This is a genomic window from Vibrio sp. 070316B, from assembly GCF_013114115.1.
Lineage (GTDB): Bacteria > Pseudomonadota > Gammaproteobacteria > Enterobacterales > Vibrionaceae > Vibrio > Vibrio chagasii_B.
Map to the genome: position 1 here is coordinate 66916 of NZ_VTYC01000022.1, position 18414 is coordinate 85329.

Consider the following 18414-nt stretch of genomic DNA (forward strand, 5'->3'; position numbering starts at 1 on the left):
AGGAAAATAGAATTGTTGATATATAGCGCTTTACTTGAAACACTGTTGCTGTGGTGCAACAATAAAGCGTCTATCTCATAACTCCATTAGTAAGCTGGCGACTATGCTTAATCAAATTAACCTGTCTGATATTCGTTCTTTCGTGCTGATCGCTCGTTTAGGTAATTTCACCAAAGCGGCGGAGGAGTTGGATGTGTCGCGTTCCCACGTATCACGCCAAGTAAGTAGCCTAGAAAAGCAGATGGGTGTAACGCTGTTTATCCGCACTACTCGAACCTTGAGGCTGACTCACGCAGGCCAAGATCTGTACACGAGATGTGAACAAGCCTTAGATAATATAGACCAAGCGCTGATTGCTGCGGTTGATGATGTCGAAGAGGTACGCGGCGACATAAAAGTCAACTGTGTTGGCGGTCATTTGGGGGAAGTGATCATCGCGGATTTGGTCAATGAGTTTATGCAGCTCTACCCAGATATCAGCATCAGCCTTGATTTCAGTAGTAACCGAGTCGACTTGATTGAAGACGCTTTCGATATCGCTTTTCGTATGGGGAGCCTTGAAGATGCGGGCTTTATTGCGAGGAAGCTATTGGACATAGAGATGGGAACACTCGCGAGCCCTGAGTATTTTGCTCGCAAAGGAAAGCCTAACCACCCTAAAGAGTTGATCCATCACGACTGCTTAACCGGTTCGGTGCGTAAATGGAGTTTTCAAGCTCTGGACGACACCAAGAAAACGGTCGATGTGCATGTGACGGGTAGGCTGCAATGTAAAAATGGTCGAGTGTTGGTACAAGGTGCGAAGTCAGGTAACGGGATTATTCGTGTACCTACTATCTATTGCTTACAAGAGCTGAATGATGGGCAATTAGTGCAGGTGTTTGATGACTGGGTGGTGCCTAAAGTGGACTTTTCAGCGATCTACCACCGAGACCGCTATCAACCAAGCCGGATTAGAACCTTTATTGATTTTGTGAAAAGTCGCTTTGAACAAATGCCAGTGAGCTAATCGTGCTTTCTGTATTTTGCTAATAGTGTGACCGGCTTGAGCTTACATCTCGTCGATTTCGTTTTGTAGGCTTTCTAGTTGATCCAGAATCAGTAAGAACTTCTCACCAAATGGAGTGACTTGGTATTCCACTCTTGGTGGCAGTTCGTTGAACATTTGCTTATCTAGAATCCCAAATTCTACATTTCGCTTTAAACATTCATTCAAGACCTTGGTCGATAACCCTTCGACCGAGCGTACCATTTCACCGGGACGATTGATGCCATTTGCCAGTAATTGGTAAACCGTGAGCGACCATTTACAACCGTAGATGGTCTCTACCATGCGAGCGGAACGCTCTGGCGCTGATTTTCTTGAAAAAAAGTTTTCCTGATTTTTCATAAAGATGTACCAATAAGTACCTACCTAACCGATTTGTACTTACTATTCATAGTGTTAGTTCAAAGCCTAAGATTACCACGTTCACATGACTTAGGAGATAACAAAATGAACTTCACTAAAAATGGTATTGCAGTAGTAATCGGTGGCACAAGTGGTATGGGCTTTGAAACAGCGAAGCAGTTGGTCGCTCAAAACATCCATGTGCTGGTTGTCGGCAATAACCCAACTAAGTTAGATAAAGCTGTATCAGAACTTCAGTCGCTGGGCCACGCTACTGGCTGGCAAGCTAATCTTTATGATGATGCAAGTGTGTCGAATCTTATTGCACATCTAGAGTCACTTGAAGAGGGTATTGGTTACCTTGTTAATGCGGCTGGCTACTTTAACCCTAAAGCGTTTATCGAGCATCAGGAGTCGGATTACGAGCAATACATGCAGCTTAATAAAGCGACTTTCTTCATCACTCAAGCTGTCAGTAAGTTGATGATCAAAAACGGTGGCGGAAACGTGGTAAATGTAGGCTCTATGTGGGCGAAACAAGCTATTAAAGCGACGCCGTCTTCTGCGTATTCAATGGCAAAGGCAGGACTACACGCTTTAACACAGCATATGGCGATGGAGCTTGCAGACCACAACATTCGCGTGAATGCGGTATCTCCAGCCGTCGTTAAAACGCCGATCTACGAATCATTCATTAAGCCAGAAGAAGTGGACCAAGCGCTAGAAGGCTTCAACGCATTCCACCCTATTGGTCGAGTGGGTCAAACGAAAGACATCGCAAACAGTATCTCTTTCCTACTGTCTGACAGTGCCGATTGGGTAACGGGTGCAATCTGGGATGTTGATGGTGGTGTGATCGCAGGCCGCAATTAATCGAGCCGAGTTTTCAATATGGGGGATGCTTTGTTAGCAATTAGCAATTAGCAATTAGCAATTAGCAGCGAAGTCTCCCCCTCGCTCGTTATTCGCGTAGAATAGACATTAACAAGACAATAATAATTAAAACAATATTTAGAGTAAGGTCGTCATTATGCTCAACATGGACTTTTCAAAGAGATTGGTTATCGAAACCGATAAACTAGATTGGGTTGCAAGCCCGGCCAAAGGAGTGTGGCGTAAGCCCCTAGAAAGAGAAGAGAAAGAATCAGGTCACACGACTAGCGTGGTGAAATACGACCCTCAATCTTCATTCTCTGAACACCCACATCCGCAAGGAGAAGAGATCTTCGTATTAGACGGTGTGTTCTCTGATGAAACCGGCGATTTCCCCGCTGGCACTTATATCCGTAATCCGCCAGGCAGCGCGCATTCCCCATCGAGTAAAGAGGGCTGCACGATCTTAGTTAAGCTTAATCAGTTTGATGCGAGAGACTTAACGCAAGTTCGAGTCAATACGCTCGAAACGGAATGGCTACCTGGTATTGGCGGGTTACAAGTCATGCCATTACATGAGTTTGAGCACGAGCATGTCGCTTTAGTTAAGTGGCCTGTTGGCGAACGTTTTCAGCCGCACCGTCACTTTGGTGGAGAAGAGATCTTTGTGTTGTCGGGCACCTTTAAAGATGAACATGGCGTGTACCCGAAACATACTTGGATGCGTAGCCCTCACATGAGCGAGCATTTCCCTTATGTGGAAGAAGAGACGATCATCCTAGTGAAAACAGGTCATTTGCCACTGATATGATGATTATCTCGACAAGTAAAATAGAAAGCCGCTTACTAAAAGTCAGCGGCTTTCTGCTTTCTAGTGCCTATTGAGCTTACCTAATACACATTTGAGCATTAGTAAGCAACACCAATACGTTGGCGCGGGAACTTGCCAGCTTCGAGCTCATCAATCATCGCAATAGCGTAATCGCTGACTGAAATTTTGCTGTTGCCATCTTTGTCGGTGAGCAGTTGATCGCCACCAGTGCGGTAGGTCGATAGTTTCTCGCCCGGGAATATTTCTGCGGCAGGGCTAACGAACGTCCAGTTAACTTCGCTATTAGATTGCTTGAACACTTCAAGAGCTTCGCCCTGTGCTAGCGCTTCGTTTTTGTAATCCGCAGGGAAGTCAGGAACAGTCACTAGCGGTACGTTTGGCGCTACTTCTAATGAGCCAGCTCCGCCAACCCAAAGTAGGCGATCGATACCGATGCTCGGTAATGTTGCCAGCAATTTAGTCGCAGTGTTCTTTACGATGTCGTGATTACCCAGAGCACGTCCGCCAATCGAAGTAATGACTGCATCAACGCCGGATAGTGCGTTTGCTAGACTTGCGGCTTCATCTTGTAAATCAAATGAACGAACTTCAATGCCTTTGGTTTCCACGCGGCTTGCATCTCTTACAACAGCAACGACCTCGTGACCACGAGATTGAGCTTCTTGAGCGATGTGACTACCAATCCAACCTGATGCACCTAATACTGCAATTTTCATAATGTCTCTCCAATTATCTAATTTATTGAGTCGTTTTCTCGACAGCCATTGCAGTCTAATAGCTCACTAGGTTGCGATAAATATCGCAAAATGATGTAGATTGTATCTATATAGTGATCTAATAAGATTCGATTAGCTGCGAAATAGTTCAAGGAGAGTGTGATGGATAGGTTGACGGCAATGCGTAGCTTTGTCGAAGTTGCGAATTGTGCCAGTTTCACCCAAGCAGCTGAGCATTTGGACATGAGTAGGTTGCAGGTTTCACGTCATGTTCAGGAGATAGAAGGGTGGCTGAAGCAGAGGCTATTACATAGGACGACTCGAAAGGTGAGCTTGACGGCGGCAGGGGAAATCGCTCTGCAGCGCTGTGAGAAAATCCTCCATGAGACCGCTGAGTTAGAAATTACGTCACTCAATCAAACCGATGATCTTTCTGGAACGATTCGAATTGCAGCCCCCATCGGGTTAACTCAGCATATGTTGTTGGATGTGGTCGAGCAGTTCACCGAGCGCCACCCTAATATCACGGTCGAACTGTTTGCCTCTGACCGCTTTACTCAGCTGGTGGATGAGAGGATCGATATTGCACTTCGTTATACCGATCAACCTGATGATAGTTTGATTGCACGAAAGCTAATGGTTATTGATTCAGTGGTATGTGCCTCGCAAGCCTACTTAGACAAACATGGTGAACCTGAAACGGTCGAGGCGCTTCGACAACACAATTGTTTTCGTCACTTGAATGTTTCTAAGTGGGATTTTGTTAAGGACAATCAACACTATTCAGTTGAGGTGTCTGGCACTATCAAGGCTAATGATGTTGGAGTGCTAACTCGCGCCGCACAGCACGGGAAAGGGGTAGTTCGTTTACCTTGTGACTTAGCCAACCCACTGATTGCGAATGGCAAACTGATACGAATATTGGATGAGTTTGTTTCGCCCAGCAGCGTTCTGTGGGCAGTGTATCTGTCTCGCAGTTATCAGCTTCCAGTTGTTCGTCAGTTCATTGATTTTGCGGCACAAGCTTGGGCTAGCGATATCAAGTCCGGTGATGTTTGAAACTTCATAGGCAATGATACATAGCGATAGAAATTTAAAAGCCCATAAATACAAAAATCCGATATCAATGGTGATATCGGATTTGAACTCAATAATTCAGAGTTCCAGCACGCTCTCCTCTCACGAAGTCTTTACATGTAATGGTGTACAGATAATCGGGTATTTATCACCTTTTCGTTGATGTCTGGTAAAGGCTGATACAGGCTTCTCGTAATGTCGGATAATACTTGGTCGTAAACTTGCGACACGACACTAGATATGTCACTGGTTAATTCGTACATGCTATCTGCCGGTTGGGTCGCTTCGTTACTTGATGCGATCTCTGAGAGTGCATGCATCGCTCGCGTACAAACCGGTGACCCACTACTAAGAGGGCAGATAATCGATAACTGGTTGAGTTTTCTGTGTGTCTGAGAGGCGTAGAATTTGAATCTCAAATACTCCTCAGGCTTCTCCATATCCGCCTTCTCTATTCCAGGGATACACATTCGTAATTTGGTCAGTATCTCCATACAATCTAAGATCTGTTGCCAATTCATGTGGTACTCACGGCTCATGTCTTCACGCTCAGACTGAATTAGCCAGATGATCATTACTTCATCCATCAAGAACATGCTATGGCGAATTGTTTTGCCATGAATCGATTGGTTACGCACCAAGCTACGGTTTTGCCAGTCGCTGTGCATAGCGATGAGCTTGAGGTGATAGATGCGATACATAGGGCGGCTGTCAAACGACACATGGGATTGAAGCAGCTCAGATACCTCAAGTATGTTGTCGTAAATCTCGTTCACTTTACGAATCGAGTCGCTAGACAATTTATACGCCAGAGCGTAATGCGTTGCCGCGCGGTGTTTGCGTGATAACAACAATAACTCTCTAAGCAGAACTAAGGTTTCAAACCTGTGTGATAGCGCTGTTTGTCTCTTCCTTGAGAAATGAAACAGGGCTGCAAGTACTAATAGGGATAAACCCACTGAAATAACTACAAACATATTCAACTCCTAACATTTGTATACCTATTTAGTGGTAGTGCAGACACCGTGCCAAAATAAATAAGCGTTATATTTCATTGAGTTATGATTTCCCTCAAATTATGGATGATCAATCATGGTGCATGACTTCACCATTCGAGTGAATGTTTCTCATATTTTGCAGGATTTTTTGAGAGGTTACGCTTTTCTAACGATAGGTTGGGGAGGTTTCGGTAAGTAGAGACACTTTGGCGATCCATTTCAGGCTCGTTTCAAGCTACGGAAATTAAAAAGGCCTCACCCTTATATGCTTTAACTCTAAAAGCAGTAAGAGTGAGGCCTTTCAATGTTCACGTCGCAGTGTAGTTGACTTAACGACTAAGTGTTTAGCATTGAGGGCTAAACGTTATGCAAGCTTAAGGTCGAACTCGTTGCGGTACATCACCATATCTTCAATGGTCAGTACTGGCATGTTGTGCAGTTTACCGAAAGCAACGATCTCTGGCGCTTTTGCCATTGTACCGTCTGGGTTGGTTACTTCACACAGTACACCTGCCGATTGAAGACCTGCCATTTGCATCAGATCCACAGTACCTTCTGTGTGGCCGCGGCGAGCAAGTACACCACCTTTGCGAGCTCGCAGTGGGAATACGTGACCAGGGCGAGCTAGATCTGAAGGCTTAGCCGTTGGGTTTGCAGCTGTCTTGATCGTTGTTACACGGTCAGCAGCAGAAACACCGGTCGTTACACCGACTTTCGCTTCGATAGTTACGGTAAACGCAGTTTGGTTTGCGCTGTTGTTATCAACAACCATAGGCGGAAGTTCAAGTTGGTTTGCTTGTTCGTCAGTTAGACACAAGCACACGATGCCGCTGCATTCACGGATCATTAACGCCATTTGAGCATTGGTTAGGTGTTCTACTGAGTAGATGATGTCGCCTTCGTTTTCACGATCTTCATCGTCAAGTAAAAGTACGCCACGACCTTCGCGTAGAGCTTGCAGTGCGTTTTCAACACGAGTGATTGGTTCGCCGAATTCGGCAAGTAGTGAAGACTGATTCATGGTTAAACTCCTAAAATATCACCAGAATCAGGGCTGTATGAGGGATCTCAACGAGCACAACAAAGCCAACTCATTACAAGTCGGTTCATCATGGTTTTATCCAAAACGAAATGCACACGTCTGAGTTGGAGGCATGAACCCAATAAACAGGTACGCCTTTCCAACTTAAACGAGTGTCTTTCCATTCTCTCTCATCCGGACTATAACCGTCGGCTCTGGCATCTCACCAGATCTGCTGACCTCGACGAATCGAGCGCTCGCGGGCTTATCTTTAGATTTTGCTAAGGATATACCGCCGGTGGGGAATTTCGCCCCGCCCTGAGAATAAAAATTAATAATCTGTTTTGCTTTGAAAGCAGACCAGATGTTAATCCTTTCAATAGTGGATTTAAAGGACTGACAGCAAAGTTTTTTAGATTCTGGCCTGAGTGTTCACTTTATCAGCAGAACACAATGCCGTTGTGTTTAGTCAGGTCCTGCTGGTCTTTAGTTGGTTTTACTATCGGTATGCGTATAAGTGGACGGTAAAGATTATTGATGATGAGGTGAGGGTTCACCGAATCAATATTCAGGCTCCGCACTAATCGAATATTGTTACACTATGACGGTGAACCGCTCGTTTTTACATAAAATTGATATTGGCGATGCTAAGCTACGATAGCATCCGACCACTTTATCCAAAAGATCTTAGCCATGACTTCTCTGTTCTCTAACAAATCCAAAGGCTTATTACTGCTCGTTTTAAGCTTGTATTCTCTCGTTCCCTTTTTGATCTTTGGATCTCACTTCGACCTTGGAAGTGCTGTATTGCCTTTCTATGGTGCTGTCATGACATTCGTGACTTATTCAGCGGGTAATCAAGGGTTCCTAATCACACTCGCGATTCTCTCTTTGTTGGTGCTGACATTAAAGTTCTCAAAAGCAAAGCTAGTGAGCCTTTGTTTGCAGCTTGGTATTTTATTGGTGTTAAGCTTTGCAGCAAAGACATTCCTTAAATCATCAACGGAGAGTCCACGCCCATATACTGAGTACTTAGTTACCCAAGAAGTGGTTGATATGCCGGAGCTGTTTTATGAACTGCCACTAGAAGAAAAGAACGTGGCCATTGAGTCAGTAGAAGATAAGGTCAGTGAATGGCGAACACGTCATTGGCTTGGCGAAACAGACTATTCATTCCCGTCTGGACACATGATTTTCGTGGGTGTTTGCTTAGCATTCTTTGGTGGGTTGTTCTTAGAAGCGAAGCGTTTTTACCTTGTAGGTGGCATGTTAGCTTGGGCTGGTGGTGTCGCGTATAGCCGCGTTTGGCTTGGTATGCATCGGCCTGAAGACTTAGCGGCATCTATCGCTTTTGCAGGCTTAATCTACCTATTAGTGCCACTGGTGCCAACGCAAAAAATAGAACCTTTTTTGCCTAAGTTTCTCAGAACGGATTAAACATTTAAGAAGAGCTTCGTTCTTAAAAGCCAGTTAGTTCCCCCAAAGCAATTTGGCTTTCGTTTAGCAAGCGGAATCTCTGGCTATTGATTGAGCCCGAGTTCTGCTTGTTTCTTTTTGGTTAGTCCCAAAGAGACGATTCGGTGAGACTCCGTGAGGTAGTATCTCAACTCGTCATCCCTTTCTGGTGTGCTCTCAAACAGCTGAATCCACTTCATTCCGCGTGAAGCAAAGTAGGGGGCAGGTTTATACCCTGGCTCTTCTTTGAGAAAATCGAAATTCCGATCAGATGCCTTGAAGATAAATGCAGGCTCGTCGTTTGGCCCCCAACCTCCAATCGCAAACACCTTGCCTCCCACTTTCCAAACGTGAGAGTTATTCCACTGCATCACGTAGCTGGTGGCTGCTTGTGATTCACAGAATGCATTGAACTCGTCGTATGTCATAGAACGCCCTTTCATAGTTTGGTGGTGGATCTGTGTGTTTGTTGCTTTGTCGATGTTTCTGCTTCGAACTAGCCAGCTAAGCCTTGCCAAATGGCAGTAAAACCACTGATAGAACATAGCAACAAAGAGCCGATACGTATCTTTTCTTTAGGAATGCTTTGCGTTGTCAATAACGCCACCTTGTAACCCAACCAAGCAGCTGGAAGCAACGGGATTGTAATAATCAAATGGTGCATGGTGAAGAAGCCAATTGGGATCTGTACCAGTAATGAAATGATAGAACTAAACACAAAGAATGCAGAAAGGTTACCACGAAGCTGGTTAGCATCTTGGTGTTGAAGCAGGAGTGCCATTGGCGGCCCACCAATACCAGAGCTGGTACCAAAGAACCCTGAGAAGAATCCCGCGATACCCATTTTGGCAGGCGTCGGTTCTAACCTAAACGGCAGTAAGCTAACAATCACGGCAAATACAACCAATAAGCCTAACCACAGGGATAATACGCTTGTAGAAACCATCACTAGTAAAGCCCCGCCAGCCAGTGAACCCGGAATACGGCCTAACAGTGCGATTTTTAATCCGCCAATAGAGATGTTTGCTCGATGTTTAAACGCGTTGAATACAGAAATGAACAGACCAACAAGGCAGATAGGCGCGGGTACATAGTCAGGCGAGACCAAAAACAACAACGGGGCAGCCACAATAGCCAAGCCAAAGCCGATGGCGGTTTGTACAAACGAGCCGACAAAAATGAGTGCCATCGCGATAAGGGCGGTCTGATCTAGGTATTCCATAAGCCTGCGAATAAGTTCAAAAGGGGCGAATGGATACTATAAATTAAAATGGTAGAAATAGTCTTATTATTCAGTGAGCTTTATGCAAGTTTCGTTAGTAGCGTAGTCAGTTTTCGCGTCCAATAAAAAAGAGAGCGGATATCTCAGGAACTAGTCCATTCAATATCCACTCTCTCATTGGATTGCTTATCTCTGTTACTGATTGGGGGAGTCAGTATTAAAAGTTAAGCCATTGCCAATTTGATGCGCTCAATTGGCTTGTCATTGATTGGTAAATGGATAAGTGCTGCTGCAAATGCCAATACCACCGTTGACCACCAAATTGGCTCGTAAGATCCGTAGTAATCGTAAATACGACCACCAACCCAAGCACCTAAGAAGCTACCTACTTGGTGAGTGAAGAACACCAAACCGTACAGAGTCGATAGGTAACGAGCTCCAAAGATCTGACGAACTAAACCAGAAGTGAGTGGAACTGTACCAAGCCAACAAAAGCCAATTGCAGCACCGAAGATCGTTGCGGTCGATTCCGTGACTGGCAGAGTGACAAACGCACCGATAACCACAGTTCGAACTAAGTAGAGTGCAGACATCACATGACGCTTGCTGAACTTGTCGCCCATCACACCCCAGAAGTAAGAACCGAAGATGTTGAAGATACCAACGTAAGCCAATGCCATTGCTGCGCTGCTCGCTGGTAAGTTTTTGTCAGCTAGATAACTTGGTAAATGCGTTGCAATGAACATCACGTGGAAGCCACACACGAAGAAGCCAGCGTGAATTAACCAGTAACCTTTGTGAGAGAAGGCTTCTGATAGTGCTTCTTTCAATGTTTGATTGTCTTCAACTTGCGTCTGTTTATTCGTTGCGACTTTTGGTGCTCGCATGAAAAGTGCAAATGAGATCATCACGCAGCACAGCACGCCAAACACCTGCATCGCACTTTGCCAATCAAATTCGTTCAACATGTATTGCGCGCCTGGAATCACAGCAAACATACCAAATGAACCGGCAGCCGTAGTTAAACCAAATGCTTTAGCGGCGTGTTCTGCAGGTACCACTTTCGCTACTGCACCTAATACGATCACATAGCTTGTTGCACTCAGTCCAAGGCCAACCAGTGCGCCTAAAGAAACGTAAAGCATGCTCGATTCGGTAGAAATTGAGGTAAGAAGTAAACCCAAACCGTAAGCACATGCGCCAGCAATAATGATGCGCCTTGCTCCCCATTTGTCTGCAGCCATGCCAACAAAAGGTTGGAACACACCGAACAATAGGTTTTGTAGAGCAATAGCGAAGCTGAAAAACTCACGACCGGTGCCGAAATGCTCTGAAATTGGCATCATGAAAATGCCGAACGATTGTCTGATCCCTAGACTGATAATAAGTGTGCCGATCCCAAGCCATACCAGTAAAGGAAAACGGAAAATGCTCATTCTAATACTCTTAAATTAATGGTGGTGATGTGAGTGGTCTTGCGCAGACATGTTTTGTTCAGTCATATGATGGTGATGCTCGTGTCCTGATTGCTGGTGGCAGCCACTACTCACGGCGTGCTGAGCCAAAAGATCAATCAGTGGCTGACTGTGATGCACAATAACCAAACTAATGACGAGGAATAACGTCATTCTGGTTAGTTGAGCAAAAAGAGATTGTGAAAACATAAGGTGTTTACATGCGCTCGATGTTGTAAGAAGTCGCGCATCATAATGATGGGTAGGGTATGTATCAAATGACTATTTGTGATTTAGTCTATGCGTTTCATGCATATATTTATACGTTGTTGCTCTGAGAGCGAAATGTGACTAAGAAATGGGAAAACTCGGTACTCAACGATTCCAAGGGAGAAGCCAGTAATTCAATATGGATACTTAGTATCGTGTCTGTAACTCTATGCTTTATTGAGATATTTCACAAAACTGTAAAAACTAATATACAAACTAATTACCGTATAAGATTGGCCGCTCGCTCGACTTATCTGTTAAACATCGTAAATTTGGGCGTAAATCGTTTCAACATGACTGAAACGCGATGTTAAAAGATTCAGGGAGAGTCATTCACATGGATAAAGATCATAACTTTCGCGAAAACTTGCTGGCACTTATCTTAGGTAGCGCACTGGTTTCACTTGGCGTTATCTTTTTTAATCAAGTCGGCTTGCTAACCGGAGGCACCGCTGGTCTAGCGATCTTCATCACCAAAGTGACAGATCTAAGCTTTGGCCAAGTGTTCTTCGCGCTTAACTTACCTTTCTATATTTTATCCGTCGCTCGTATGGGGTGGCGTTTCACAATCAATACTTTTATTGCAGTTTCGATAGTTTCGTTCGCAGTGGATCACTTATATCACGTGATTCAGATCGCCGAGATTCATGCACTGTATGCAGCATTACTTGGCGGCGGATTAATTGGTACTGGTATGTTGGTGATTTTCCGTCACAAGATGAGCTTGGGCGGCTTTAATATTCTGGCGCTGTTCTTACAAGAGCGTTTTGGGATTCGAGCAGGCAAGGTTCAGATGGCATTGGACTGTACTATTGTGGTGCTTTCACTGTTTATCGTTGATGCCCCACTAATACTCTTGTCTGTATTGGGTGCAGTAGTCACCAACCTGATTCTCGCGATGAATCATAAACCTGGGCGCTACCAACCGGTTGTAAAAGCGGAAGCGGCTTAGCGAACTTGAGTCTAAGCCTATATTACAAGCAATAGAAAACAACAAAGCCAGCATCAATAGCTGGCTTTGTTCTATGAAAATAGTCATTCAACACTTAGCAGTTGCCACAACCGGATTCCGGTTTGAGCTCGCAATCAATCACATTCCCTTGTTTGTCTAGCGACAAGTTGCAGCACTGTTCAAATAGATTCTTAAGATCGCCACGGCTTTTCTGAACACGAGATTTAATGGTCGAATAACTGACGTTTTGTTCTTCTGCTAGCGCTTTCTGGCTCTGACCCTTGATATCAACGGCAAGCAATAGCGAGGCACTCTGCTCAGGTAACGCTTGGATGAAGGGTTCAATGCATAAAGACAACTTCTGCTTGAACTCTTCATTGTGGTCTAAATCTGCAAACCACAAATCGTCCGCATCAATTTTGCTATCACGTTGTTGGCGAGCATGTTTACGGTAGAAGTCGATAATCGTGTTATTGGCTAATTGAAATAGCCACGATTTAACACTGCTCGCATCTTGCACCTTGTGTAGGTTCTGAAAAGTCTTGATTAAGATCTCTTGCAGCAAATCATCTACATCGGCGGAATTACTTACTTTAGAGTGAAGGAATGCTTTTAATGTCTGCTGATATTCAGCCCAAACCTGCTCTAAGTCTAAAGATGTGCTATTTGCACTGTTCATTTACGCAACACTCGTCTTGTAAGAAACCAATAACCCCTTCTAGGCATTCATATTCTGCGACACAAAAGAGAGTTCTGCCTTCACGTCTTTGGCTTATGAGGCCTGCTGATGCAAGGCTTGATATGTGGTGAGATAAAGTAGAACCGGGGATACCGAGTTCTTCTTGTAGGCCGCCAACCGCAATGCCTTGGTAGCCAGCTTTAACGACACTTTTATAGATACTAAGGCGAATAGGGTGGCCCAGCTCTTTCAGTGCTTTTGCTACGACTTCTAAGTTCATATTAACTCCTCAAAATTTAATTTCGATAATAGTCGAAATGATTGTCGAATTCAAATATAAAAACAGTGAATACGTAAGTCATTGAAAGTTTGTTGATTTGAAAATTAATTCGATTTTTATCGAAATAAATCTTGATCTGTAACTATTTATTTCTATAATTCGAGAATATTCGAAATTAAGGGTCGGGTACTTTCCTCATAGAGTTCGACCTTCAATCCTGTTTGGAGTTAATTATGAGCAATGAAATGTTAACAATGCTAAAAGACGCGCTTGATATGTTTACTTTCTTAGCAGTAGAGCTAATCATCCTTTTCTTGGCAATTAGCTACATTGTTGGGATTCTGCAAGAGTTCCTTACGCCTGAGAAGATTCAATCTATCTTGAGCTCACGCAACGGTAAGGGCTATGTGATTGCCGCACTACTAGGGGCGATTACACCTTTCTGTTCATGTTCGACGATTCCTTTCCTAAAAGGTTTGCTGCGTGCACGAGCGGGTTTTGGTCCAATGATGGTGTTCCTATTTGGTAGTCCACTATTGAACCCAGTGATCATTGGTTTGTTTGTGATTACCTTCGGCTGGCAAGTTGCAGCGTTCTACTTCTTAGTGGCAATGACGGTATCAGTAGTCGCAGGTTACACACTGGAAAAACTAGGTTTTGAGCGTTACGTGAAAGCAGAAGCGTATGAATCAACGGGGTCATCTTCAAGTTGCGGTACTAGCTGTGGCGACTCTGCACCTAAAAAAGCAGCACCAGCAAAAGCGGAACCTTCTTGTGGTACGAGCGCATGTGGTGAACCTGCACCAGTAATGGCAAAAGAAAGTGCATGCTGTGGTACTAAGAAAGAAGAGCCGAAAGTAGAAGTATCATGCTGCTCAGCTGATGGCACAGTGACAGCAACAGTCGTTGAGAAGAAAGAGCCTAGCCGCTGGATGAGAATCTGGTTCTCGACTTGGAAAGACTTCAAACAAGTTTTCCCTTACTTGATGATGGGTATTGCAATTGGTTCATTCATCTATGGCTTCATTCCAACTGACTTGATTGCTGAATATGCAGGTGAAGGCAAGTGGTACGCGATTCCAATCGCAGCAGTAATTGGTATTCCACTGTACATCCGTGCTGAAGCTGTGATTCCACTGAGTGCAGCCCTAGTGCAAAAAGGTATGGCCTTGGGGTCAGTAATGGCATTGATCATTGGTAGTGCGGGCGCAAGTTTGACAGAAGTTATTCTGCTTAAGTCTATCTTCAAAAATCAGATGATTGCGGCTTTCCTATTCGTAATATTAAGTATGGCGATTGGTGCAGGTTACCTATACACCTTCATCTTTGGTTAATCTTAGATAACACCATCGATACGAAAATATAGCTAATAAAAAAGAGCTCACCTTGTTGAGCTCTTTTTGTTTTTAAAGGAAAGTAGCAGCGAAATATCACACGGGGTTTGGCAGTGCAGAAGAGGTGCCTTGAGTCGCGAAAGCATTGGTTGCCAACACATCGCAGTGGTGACGATTAATTGCATCGCCATAGTTGTTGGTGATACCGGGAAATTGAAAACGATACATTGGAATACCAAAGCGACGCTCTCTCTGCTGCCCGATTCGGTCTTTGCTTGTCCAAAGCAGTCGATTCTTCGCGGTGTAAGTCATGCCGTGCATTTTATTGAAGTATTCTTCGTGGCTACGCATCTGTTCGTACAACTCAATAATACGCTGTCTAGAAAAGTTCAGTGTCGAGCTGCTTTTAAGCTTGGTTCCCCATCCTGTTAATACCTTTTCCATAAAGTCTCGTGTGACGAGGCCAGGGCCTGTGAGCAACCCTGCACCTTTGCTTCCGCCAGAAGTATTGGCATTACCAACTAAGGTACCGTGTCGACCTGGCATATAGGTGGTGTAATATTGGGTTGAGCGAGATAGGCGGGGCATTCTTGCTTTGAATGCTAGAGAACGTTCGTCTTCCGCAAATACGCAAACGATCTGTTTTACGTTTTTACCAAGTGACTTGTAATCCTTGAAAGCGTTCATTCCACCTGGCACAGGATCGCAAGCAAAAATGTTGACTGGGATATGGCTAAGTTCCGGGTCTTTGAGCATACGGTTTGCCAATTCAAAGCAACTGACACCACCCCGACTCCATCCAACAATGTTCACTTGGCTGATCGGTTTACTCTGGCGCTCGATCGCTATGTTTTGTTGACGAGCGGCAATACCGTGTTTTAGATCTGCGGCTAACTCTTTTGAATCTTTGAGCCAATCCCGATATTTGCGGTTGGTTGCAAAAGGCCAAGCAGATTTCTCTGGGCGGGATTCACTGAGCAACCCCTTAGCTCGTTTGAGGTAATCATTCTTGTCTTGTTGGTTACCGCGTATGATGTTCAATACATGGCGCATATTGCTATCGATACCTTTGCCTTGCAGAGTCCCTCTAATCGCAGAGTATGTATCGTCCTTGCCTTGCTTTAACCATTCGTTTTGGTTTCCGCTGCCAACGCCGTCTACCTGGATATAGTCAATCATGTCTCGCCCTGTAGTATTCTTCGCCAATGTTGATATCAGCTCGCCAGACACATAGTTTTTATGGTTATTATCTTCTGAGTTGGATCCTGTTCCACAGAAGAATACGGTAAAAATCGACATGTATTCCCTTAAATAAATTCACCGAAATTATTTAAAGTATAACTATCGAATCAAAAGCTTGGAGCTCAACGACTTAATATTCTCAAAGGTCAGACCAACAGATGAAATAAATGGAACGAAGCGCAAGTTTTATAAATTCGTTGTTTGGTCAGTTCTATTGAGCTCCGGCTCTCGGTTATACCCGTCAAGAAAGATCAATCGAAGTGTCATAATACTCAACCCTATTTTGTCTAGTATCAAACAGCAGGCTGATTTTGCTCTAGTACCGAAATCTGAGGCCTACACTTTGTATAGATACTTGCTGTTTAGGAGCCACCTATGAATAGCGGGTAATTTATAGCGATCGCTTACGAGCTTAGATTGAGGTTTATAGGAGGGAGTATGTTTGCAATACATAGGGAATATGAGTTACAGAATCAGCAACATTTTCATGCCCACATTCAAGTAAAGCCAACCGGAAATTTAGAGTTTGAGATTTTAGAGTCTCATGAGCATCATGATACCGACTTTAATCACTTGTCTTTTGAAACTGAACAAGGGAAGACTAAAGTGCTTGGGCGGGATGAAAGTGGTCAACAGACAGATTGGCAACTCTTATTGGCAGAGGAAGATGCAAAAGAGCTAAATCATCTGGTGGTATTGGCATCGGAGCAATACGAGACATTAATGCGAGATCTCATGTGACGGGGCAAGCTAACGATAAACCGTAGTTGTTAACTCACACCAAAAATAAAAAGCCCGGCGAATAGCCGGGCTTTGTTCACAGTGATTGTGTATTTCGTCTTAGAAACCGCGAATATCAAGCTCATTGTTGATCAACACGACGCACTGAGAAGCGAACAGCATGTTTGGACCTAAACTGATTTTCTCTGTACCTAGACGCTTTAAGCTGTTGTAGCTTTTCTTCGGCATAGGGATGTGGTCAGTGAGAAGGAAACATGGGTTTTCAGCAATCTCTGCATCACGGATAAAGTCACCTTTCTTATCCATCATGTACAGCTGGTGGTCTTCAGCTAGCTCTTTAACCAGCTTTTCAAAACTCATAGTACGAACAGTGATGCCCGGCTCAACCTGACGCGTCTGTTCTTTAGTCATACCTTGAGAAGCGTCAACCGCTCTTACTACCGCTGATAACAATGCAAACTCGTGGAAGCCACCAATGTTGGTGATCTCGTTTGAATCGAATGTAATCGTACGTGAAAAGTCTTTAGTACTTTCTAATACAAGGTGCACGGTGACATTCTCACGGTGAGATTGAGCAACGAAGATCGTGTTCATCAGAGTATGAGCCAGAATCTCAGTATGAGCATCTTGCCCAACACCTTCTAAGATAAGTTTGCTCTCTGTAGGGGCTGCGCGAGCGCGTAATACGAATGAACGCATGGAATGTACCTTGTCAGTATGTGATAAAGCGAAACGGCCTTATCAACATGAATTGATGAATAACCAAAATTGTGGCGGTATGTAACTCTTTTCTATTAATGAAGTCAAATAGAGTTGCGTATAGTGACAACCAGAAGAACTCTGCTTATTAAATAGATGATGACCACATTACAAGATGGTTAAGGTTGAAGCGACCCAATGTTAACGTAGATAGTATGTGCAAATTATTAGGTAGCTTGCAAAAGGAAGTAGTCAATGAAGTTACAGAAGATCAATAAAGAAGAATATAGAAAGAAGATGAACCTGTTATTGGTTTCATTGGTTGGTTCACTCGCCGTGTTCGCTATTGTATTCGGAACCATACTGATTGAACTATTCGGTTCAGGACAATCAATCGCGGGTGAATCGACAGGTAATTTCCACTTGAACGTACTAGGTGTGATCTTATCTGTTGCATTGAATGCATTTATCGCGAATCGTGTGAAAGGGCATGATTACTTCAAAGAAGCGCTTTATGTATGGAACCTTAAACAAATCCATAATCAAATCTATCGTAAGCTCAAGCGTATTCAACCCAAAGCTGAACAAGGCGACCGAGACGCGCTGACCATCCTTTACTTCTATTACACCACGCAAAAACAGGTATACGACCTAGACAACAACACATTGACGATAAAAACAGTTCAGCAATCGCTAGATAAGATCTTAGAATTGAGCGAGAAATGGAGCATTGAGCTAGATATAGAGGCTTTTTCGAAAGATCTAGTCGCAAAGTTTTAAGCAATATGCCCATTATTGTATGAGCTTTGAGCGACGAAAGAACCTTTTGACGTAAAAGTATCCACTTAAGCAAGTTTTTTGAATTTTTATCAAAAAAGGGGTTGCCATGTTTTCGATGATCTCTATAATGCCGCCTCACTGACACGGCAGACGCCGCAAGGCTTCAGCAGTAATCAGTAAGACGGAAAGTTCGAAAGAAATTAATTTTAAAAAGTGTTTGACACTTAAGATTAAATCGCTAGAATTCACGTCCGCTTTCAAGGGTTTCTTTGTAAAAAGAAAGTTTCGATAAGCAAAGCTCTTTAACAATTTAAACCTATCAATCTGTGTGGGCACTCGTTGATGAATATCAAAACGTTTTATCGTTAGATAAAACAGATTCTTCGGAATCAAAATGAT

Annotated in this window: 22 protein-coding genes and 1 riboswitch; of the genes, 9 read left to right on the plus strand and 13 right to left on the minus strand. The window is 43.9% G+C overall.

Translation table 11 applies throughout. The features are described 5' to 3' along the window. Positions 1–103: 103 nt before the first annotated feature. Positions 104–1009, plus strand: coding sequence for a LysR family transcriptional regulator (locus F0251_RS16510; RefSeq protein WP_171731398.1), 906 nt, complete (start codon positions 104–106; stop codon positions 1007–1009). 42 nt (positions 1010–1051) lie between these two features. Here F0251_RS16510 and F0251_RS16515 read toward each other — a convergent pair whose 3' ends face one another. Beyond that, positions 1052–1390, minus strand: a complete 339-nt coding sequence (locus F0251_RS16515; protein WP_004741127.1) for a helix-turn-helix domain-containing protein — start codon at positions 1388–1390, stop codon at positions 1052–1054. Between the two features lie 105 nt (positions 1391–1495). Here F0251_RS16515 and F0251_RS16520 point away from each other — a divergent pair, with 105 nt between their 5' ends. Beyond that, positions 1496–2263: an SDR family NAD(P)-dependent oxidoreductase gene (locus F0251_RS16520; protein WP_171731399.1), complete on the plus strand. Its 768-nt coding sequence runs from the start codon at positions 1496–1498 to the stop codon at positions 2261–2263. A 157-nt stretch (positions 2264–2420) separates the two neighbouring features. Continuing rightward, positions 2421–3074, plus strand: a complete 654-nt coding sequence (locus tag F0251_RS16525) for a cupin domain-containing protein (RefSeq protein WP_171731400.1) — start codon at positions 2421–2423, stop codon at positions 3072–3074. 98 nt (positions 3075–3172) lie between these two features. Here F0251_RS16525 and F0251_RS16530 read toward each other — a convergent pair whose 3' ends face one another. Continuing rightward, positions 3173–3811: an NAD(P)-dependent oxidoreductase gene (locus F0251_RS16530; RefSeq protein WP_171731401.1), complete on the minus strand. Its 639-nt coding sequence runs from the start codon at positions 3809–3811 to the stop codon at positions 3173–3175. A 162-nt stretch (positions 3812–3973) separates the two neighbouring features. On the opposite strand from F0251_RS16530, the gene F0251_RS16535 reads away from it, so the two are divergent. Next, on the plus strand, positions 3974–4870 hold the full coding sequence (locus F0251_RS16535) for a LysR family transcriptional regulator (protein WP_171731402.1): 897 nt from the start codon (positions 3974–3976) through the stop codon (positions 4868–4870). Positions 4871–5001: 131 nt separating this feature from the next. On the opposite strand, the gene F0251_RS16540 is transcribed toward F0251_RS16535, so the two are convergent. Continuing rightward, positions 5002–5865 (minus strand): hypothetical protein, encoded by an 864-nt coding sequence (locus F0251_RS16540; RefSeq protein ID WP_171731403.1) that lies wholly within the window; start codon positions 5863–5865, stop codon positions 5002–5004. A gap of 385 nt (positions 5866–6250) precedes the next feature. Next, positions 6251–6907, minus strand: a complete 657-nt coding sequence (ribB, locus tag F0251_RS16545) for a 3,4-dihydroxy-2-butanone-4-phosphate synthase (RefSeq protein WP_061033831.1) — start codon at positions 6905–6907, stop codon at positions 6251–6253. A gap of 179 nt (positions 6908–7086) precedes the next feature. Next, positions 7087–7237, minus strand: a riboswitch (FMN riboswitch). Positions 7238–7600: 363 nt separating this feature from the next. Here ribB and F0251_RS16550 point away from each other — a divergent pair. Then, a complete protein-coding gene (locus tag F0251_RS16550; RefSeq protein ID WP_061033830.1) occupies positions 7601–8344 on the plus strand; it encodes a phosphatase PAP2 family protein in 744 nt (247 codons plus the stop codon). Positions 8345–8427: 83 nt separating this feature from the next. Here F0251_RS16550 and F0251_RS16555 read toward each other — a convergent pair whose 3' ends face one another. The 4 genes from F0251_RS16555 to F0251_RS24490 form a co-directional block, all read right to left on the minus strand. Beyond that, a complete protein-coding gene (locus F0251_RS16555; RefSeq protein ID WP_116870953.1) occupies positions 8428–8790 on the minus strand; it encodes an MmcQ/YjbR family DNA-binding protein in 363 nt (120 codons plus the stop codon). Positions 8791–8858: 68 nt separating this feature from the next. After that, a complete protein-coding gene (locus F0251_RS16560; protein ID WP_165905208.1) occupies positions 8859–9584 on the minus strand; it encodes a sulfite exporter TauE/SafE family protein in 726 nt (241 codons plus the stop codon). Between the two features lie 224 nt (positions 9585–9808). After that, positions 9809–11020: an MFS transporter gene (locus tag F0251_RS16565; protein ID WP_171731404.1), complete on the minus strand. Its 1212-nt coding sequence runs from the start codon at positions 11018–11020 to the stop codon at positions 9809–9811. A gap of 15 nt (positions 11021–11035) precedes the next feature. Beyond that, positions 11036–11248 (minus strand): hypothetical protein, encoded by a 213-nt coding sequence (locus F0251_RS24490; protein WP_253821637.1) that lies wholly within the window; start codon positions 11246–11248, stop codon positions 11036–11038. 397 nt (positions 11249–11645) lie between these two features. On the opposite strand from F0251_RS24490, the gene F0251_RS16570 reads away from it, so the two are divergent. After that, a complete protein-coding gene (locus F0251_RS16570) occupies positions 11646–12260 on the plus strand; it encodes a YitT family protein (RefSeq protein WP_102424879.1) in 615 nt (204 codons plus the stop codon). A gap of 94 nt (positions 12261–12354) precedes the next feature. On the opposite strand, the gene sigZ is transcribed toward F0251_RS16570, so the two are convergent. After that, the gene (sigZ, locus tag F0251_RS16575; RefSeq protein ID WP_171731405.1) at positions 12355–12939 is read right to left on the minus strand and encodes an RNA polymerase sigma factor SigZ; all 585 of its coding nucleotides are present in this window, start codon (positions 12937–12939) and stop codon (positions 12355–12357) included. Further along, positions 12923–13219, minus strand: a complete 297-nt coding sequence (locus F0251_RS16580; protein WP_004741113.1) for a helix-turn-helix transcriptional regulator — start codon at positions 13217–13219, stop codon at positions 12923–12925. Before F0251_RS16580 ends, sigZ begins: the two co-directional genes overlap by 17 nt. Positions 13220–13452: 233 nt before the next feature. Here F0251_RS16580 and F0251_RS16585 point away from each other — a divergent pair, with 233 nt between their 5' ends. Further along, on the plus strand, positions 13453–14553 hold the full coding sequence (locus F0251_RS16585; RefSeq protein ID WP_171731406.1) for a permease: 1101 nt from the start codon (positions 13453–13455) through the stop codon (positions 14551–14553). Between the two features lie 96 nt (positions 14554–14649). Here F0251_RS16585 and F0251_RS16590 read toward each other — a convergent pair whose 3' ends face one another. Continuing rightward, on the minus strand, positions 14650–15852 hold the full coding sequence (locus F0251_RS16590; RefSeq protein WP_171731407.1) for a hypothetical protein: 1203 nt from the start codon (positions 15850–15852) through the stop codon (positions 14650–14652). A gap of 381 nt (positions 15853–16233) precedes the next feature. Here F0251_RS16590 and F0251_RS16595 point away from each other — a divergent pair, with 381 nt between their 5' ends. Continuing rightward, positions 16234–16536, plus strand: a complete 303-nt coding sequence (locus tag F0251_RS16595; RefSeq protein WP_171731408.1) for a hypothetical protein — start codon at positions 16234–16236, stop codon at positions 16534–16536. Positions 16537–16635: 99 nt separating this feature from the next. Here the strand turns inward: F0251_RS16595 and trmY are convergent, their stop codons facing one another. Continuing rightward, entirely contained in the window at positions 16636–17235 is a 600-nt protein-coding gene (gene trmY / locus F0251_RS16600; protein ID WP_171731409.1) for a tRNA (pseudouridine(54)-N(1))-methyltransferase TrmY, read from the minus strand. Between the two features lie 255 nt (positions 17236–17490). Here trmY and F0251_RS16605 point away from each other — a divergent pair, with 255 nt between their 5' ends. Next, positions 17491–18015 carry a DUF3087 family protein gene (locus F0251_RS16605; protein WP_171731410.1) on the plus strand — a complete coding sequence of 175 codons (525 nt, stop codon included), beginning with the start codon at positions 17491–17493 and terminating at the stop codon, positions 18013–18015. A 135-nt stretch (positions 18016–18150) separates the two neighbouring features. Here the strand turns inward: F0251_RS16605 and F0251_RS24400 are convergent, their stop codons facing one another. Continuing rightward, positions 18151–18414: a hypothetical protein gene (locus tag F0251_RS24400; RefSeq protein ID WP_367613552.1), complete on the minus strand. Its 264-nt coding sequence runs from the start codon at positions 18412–18414 to the stop codon at positions 18151–18153.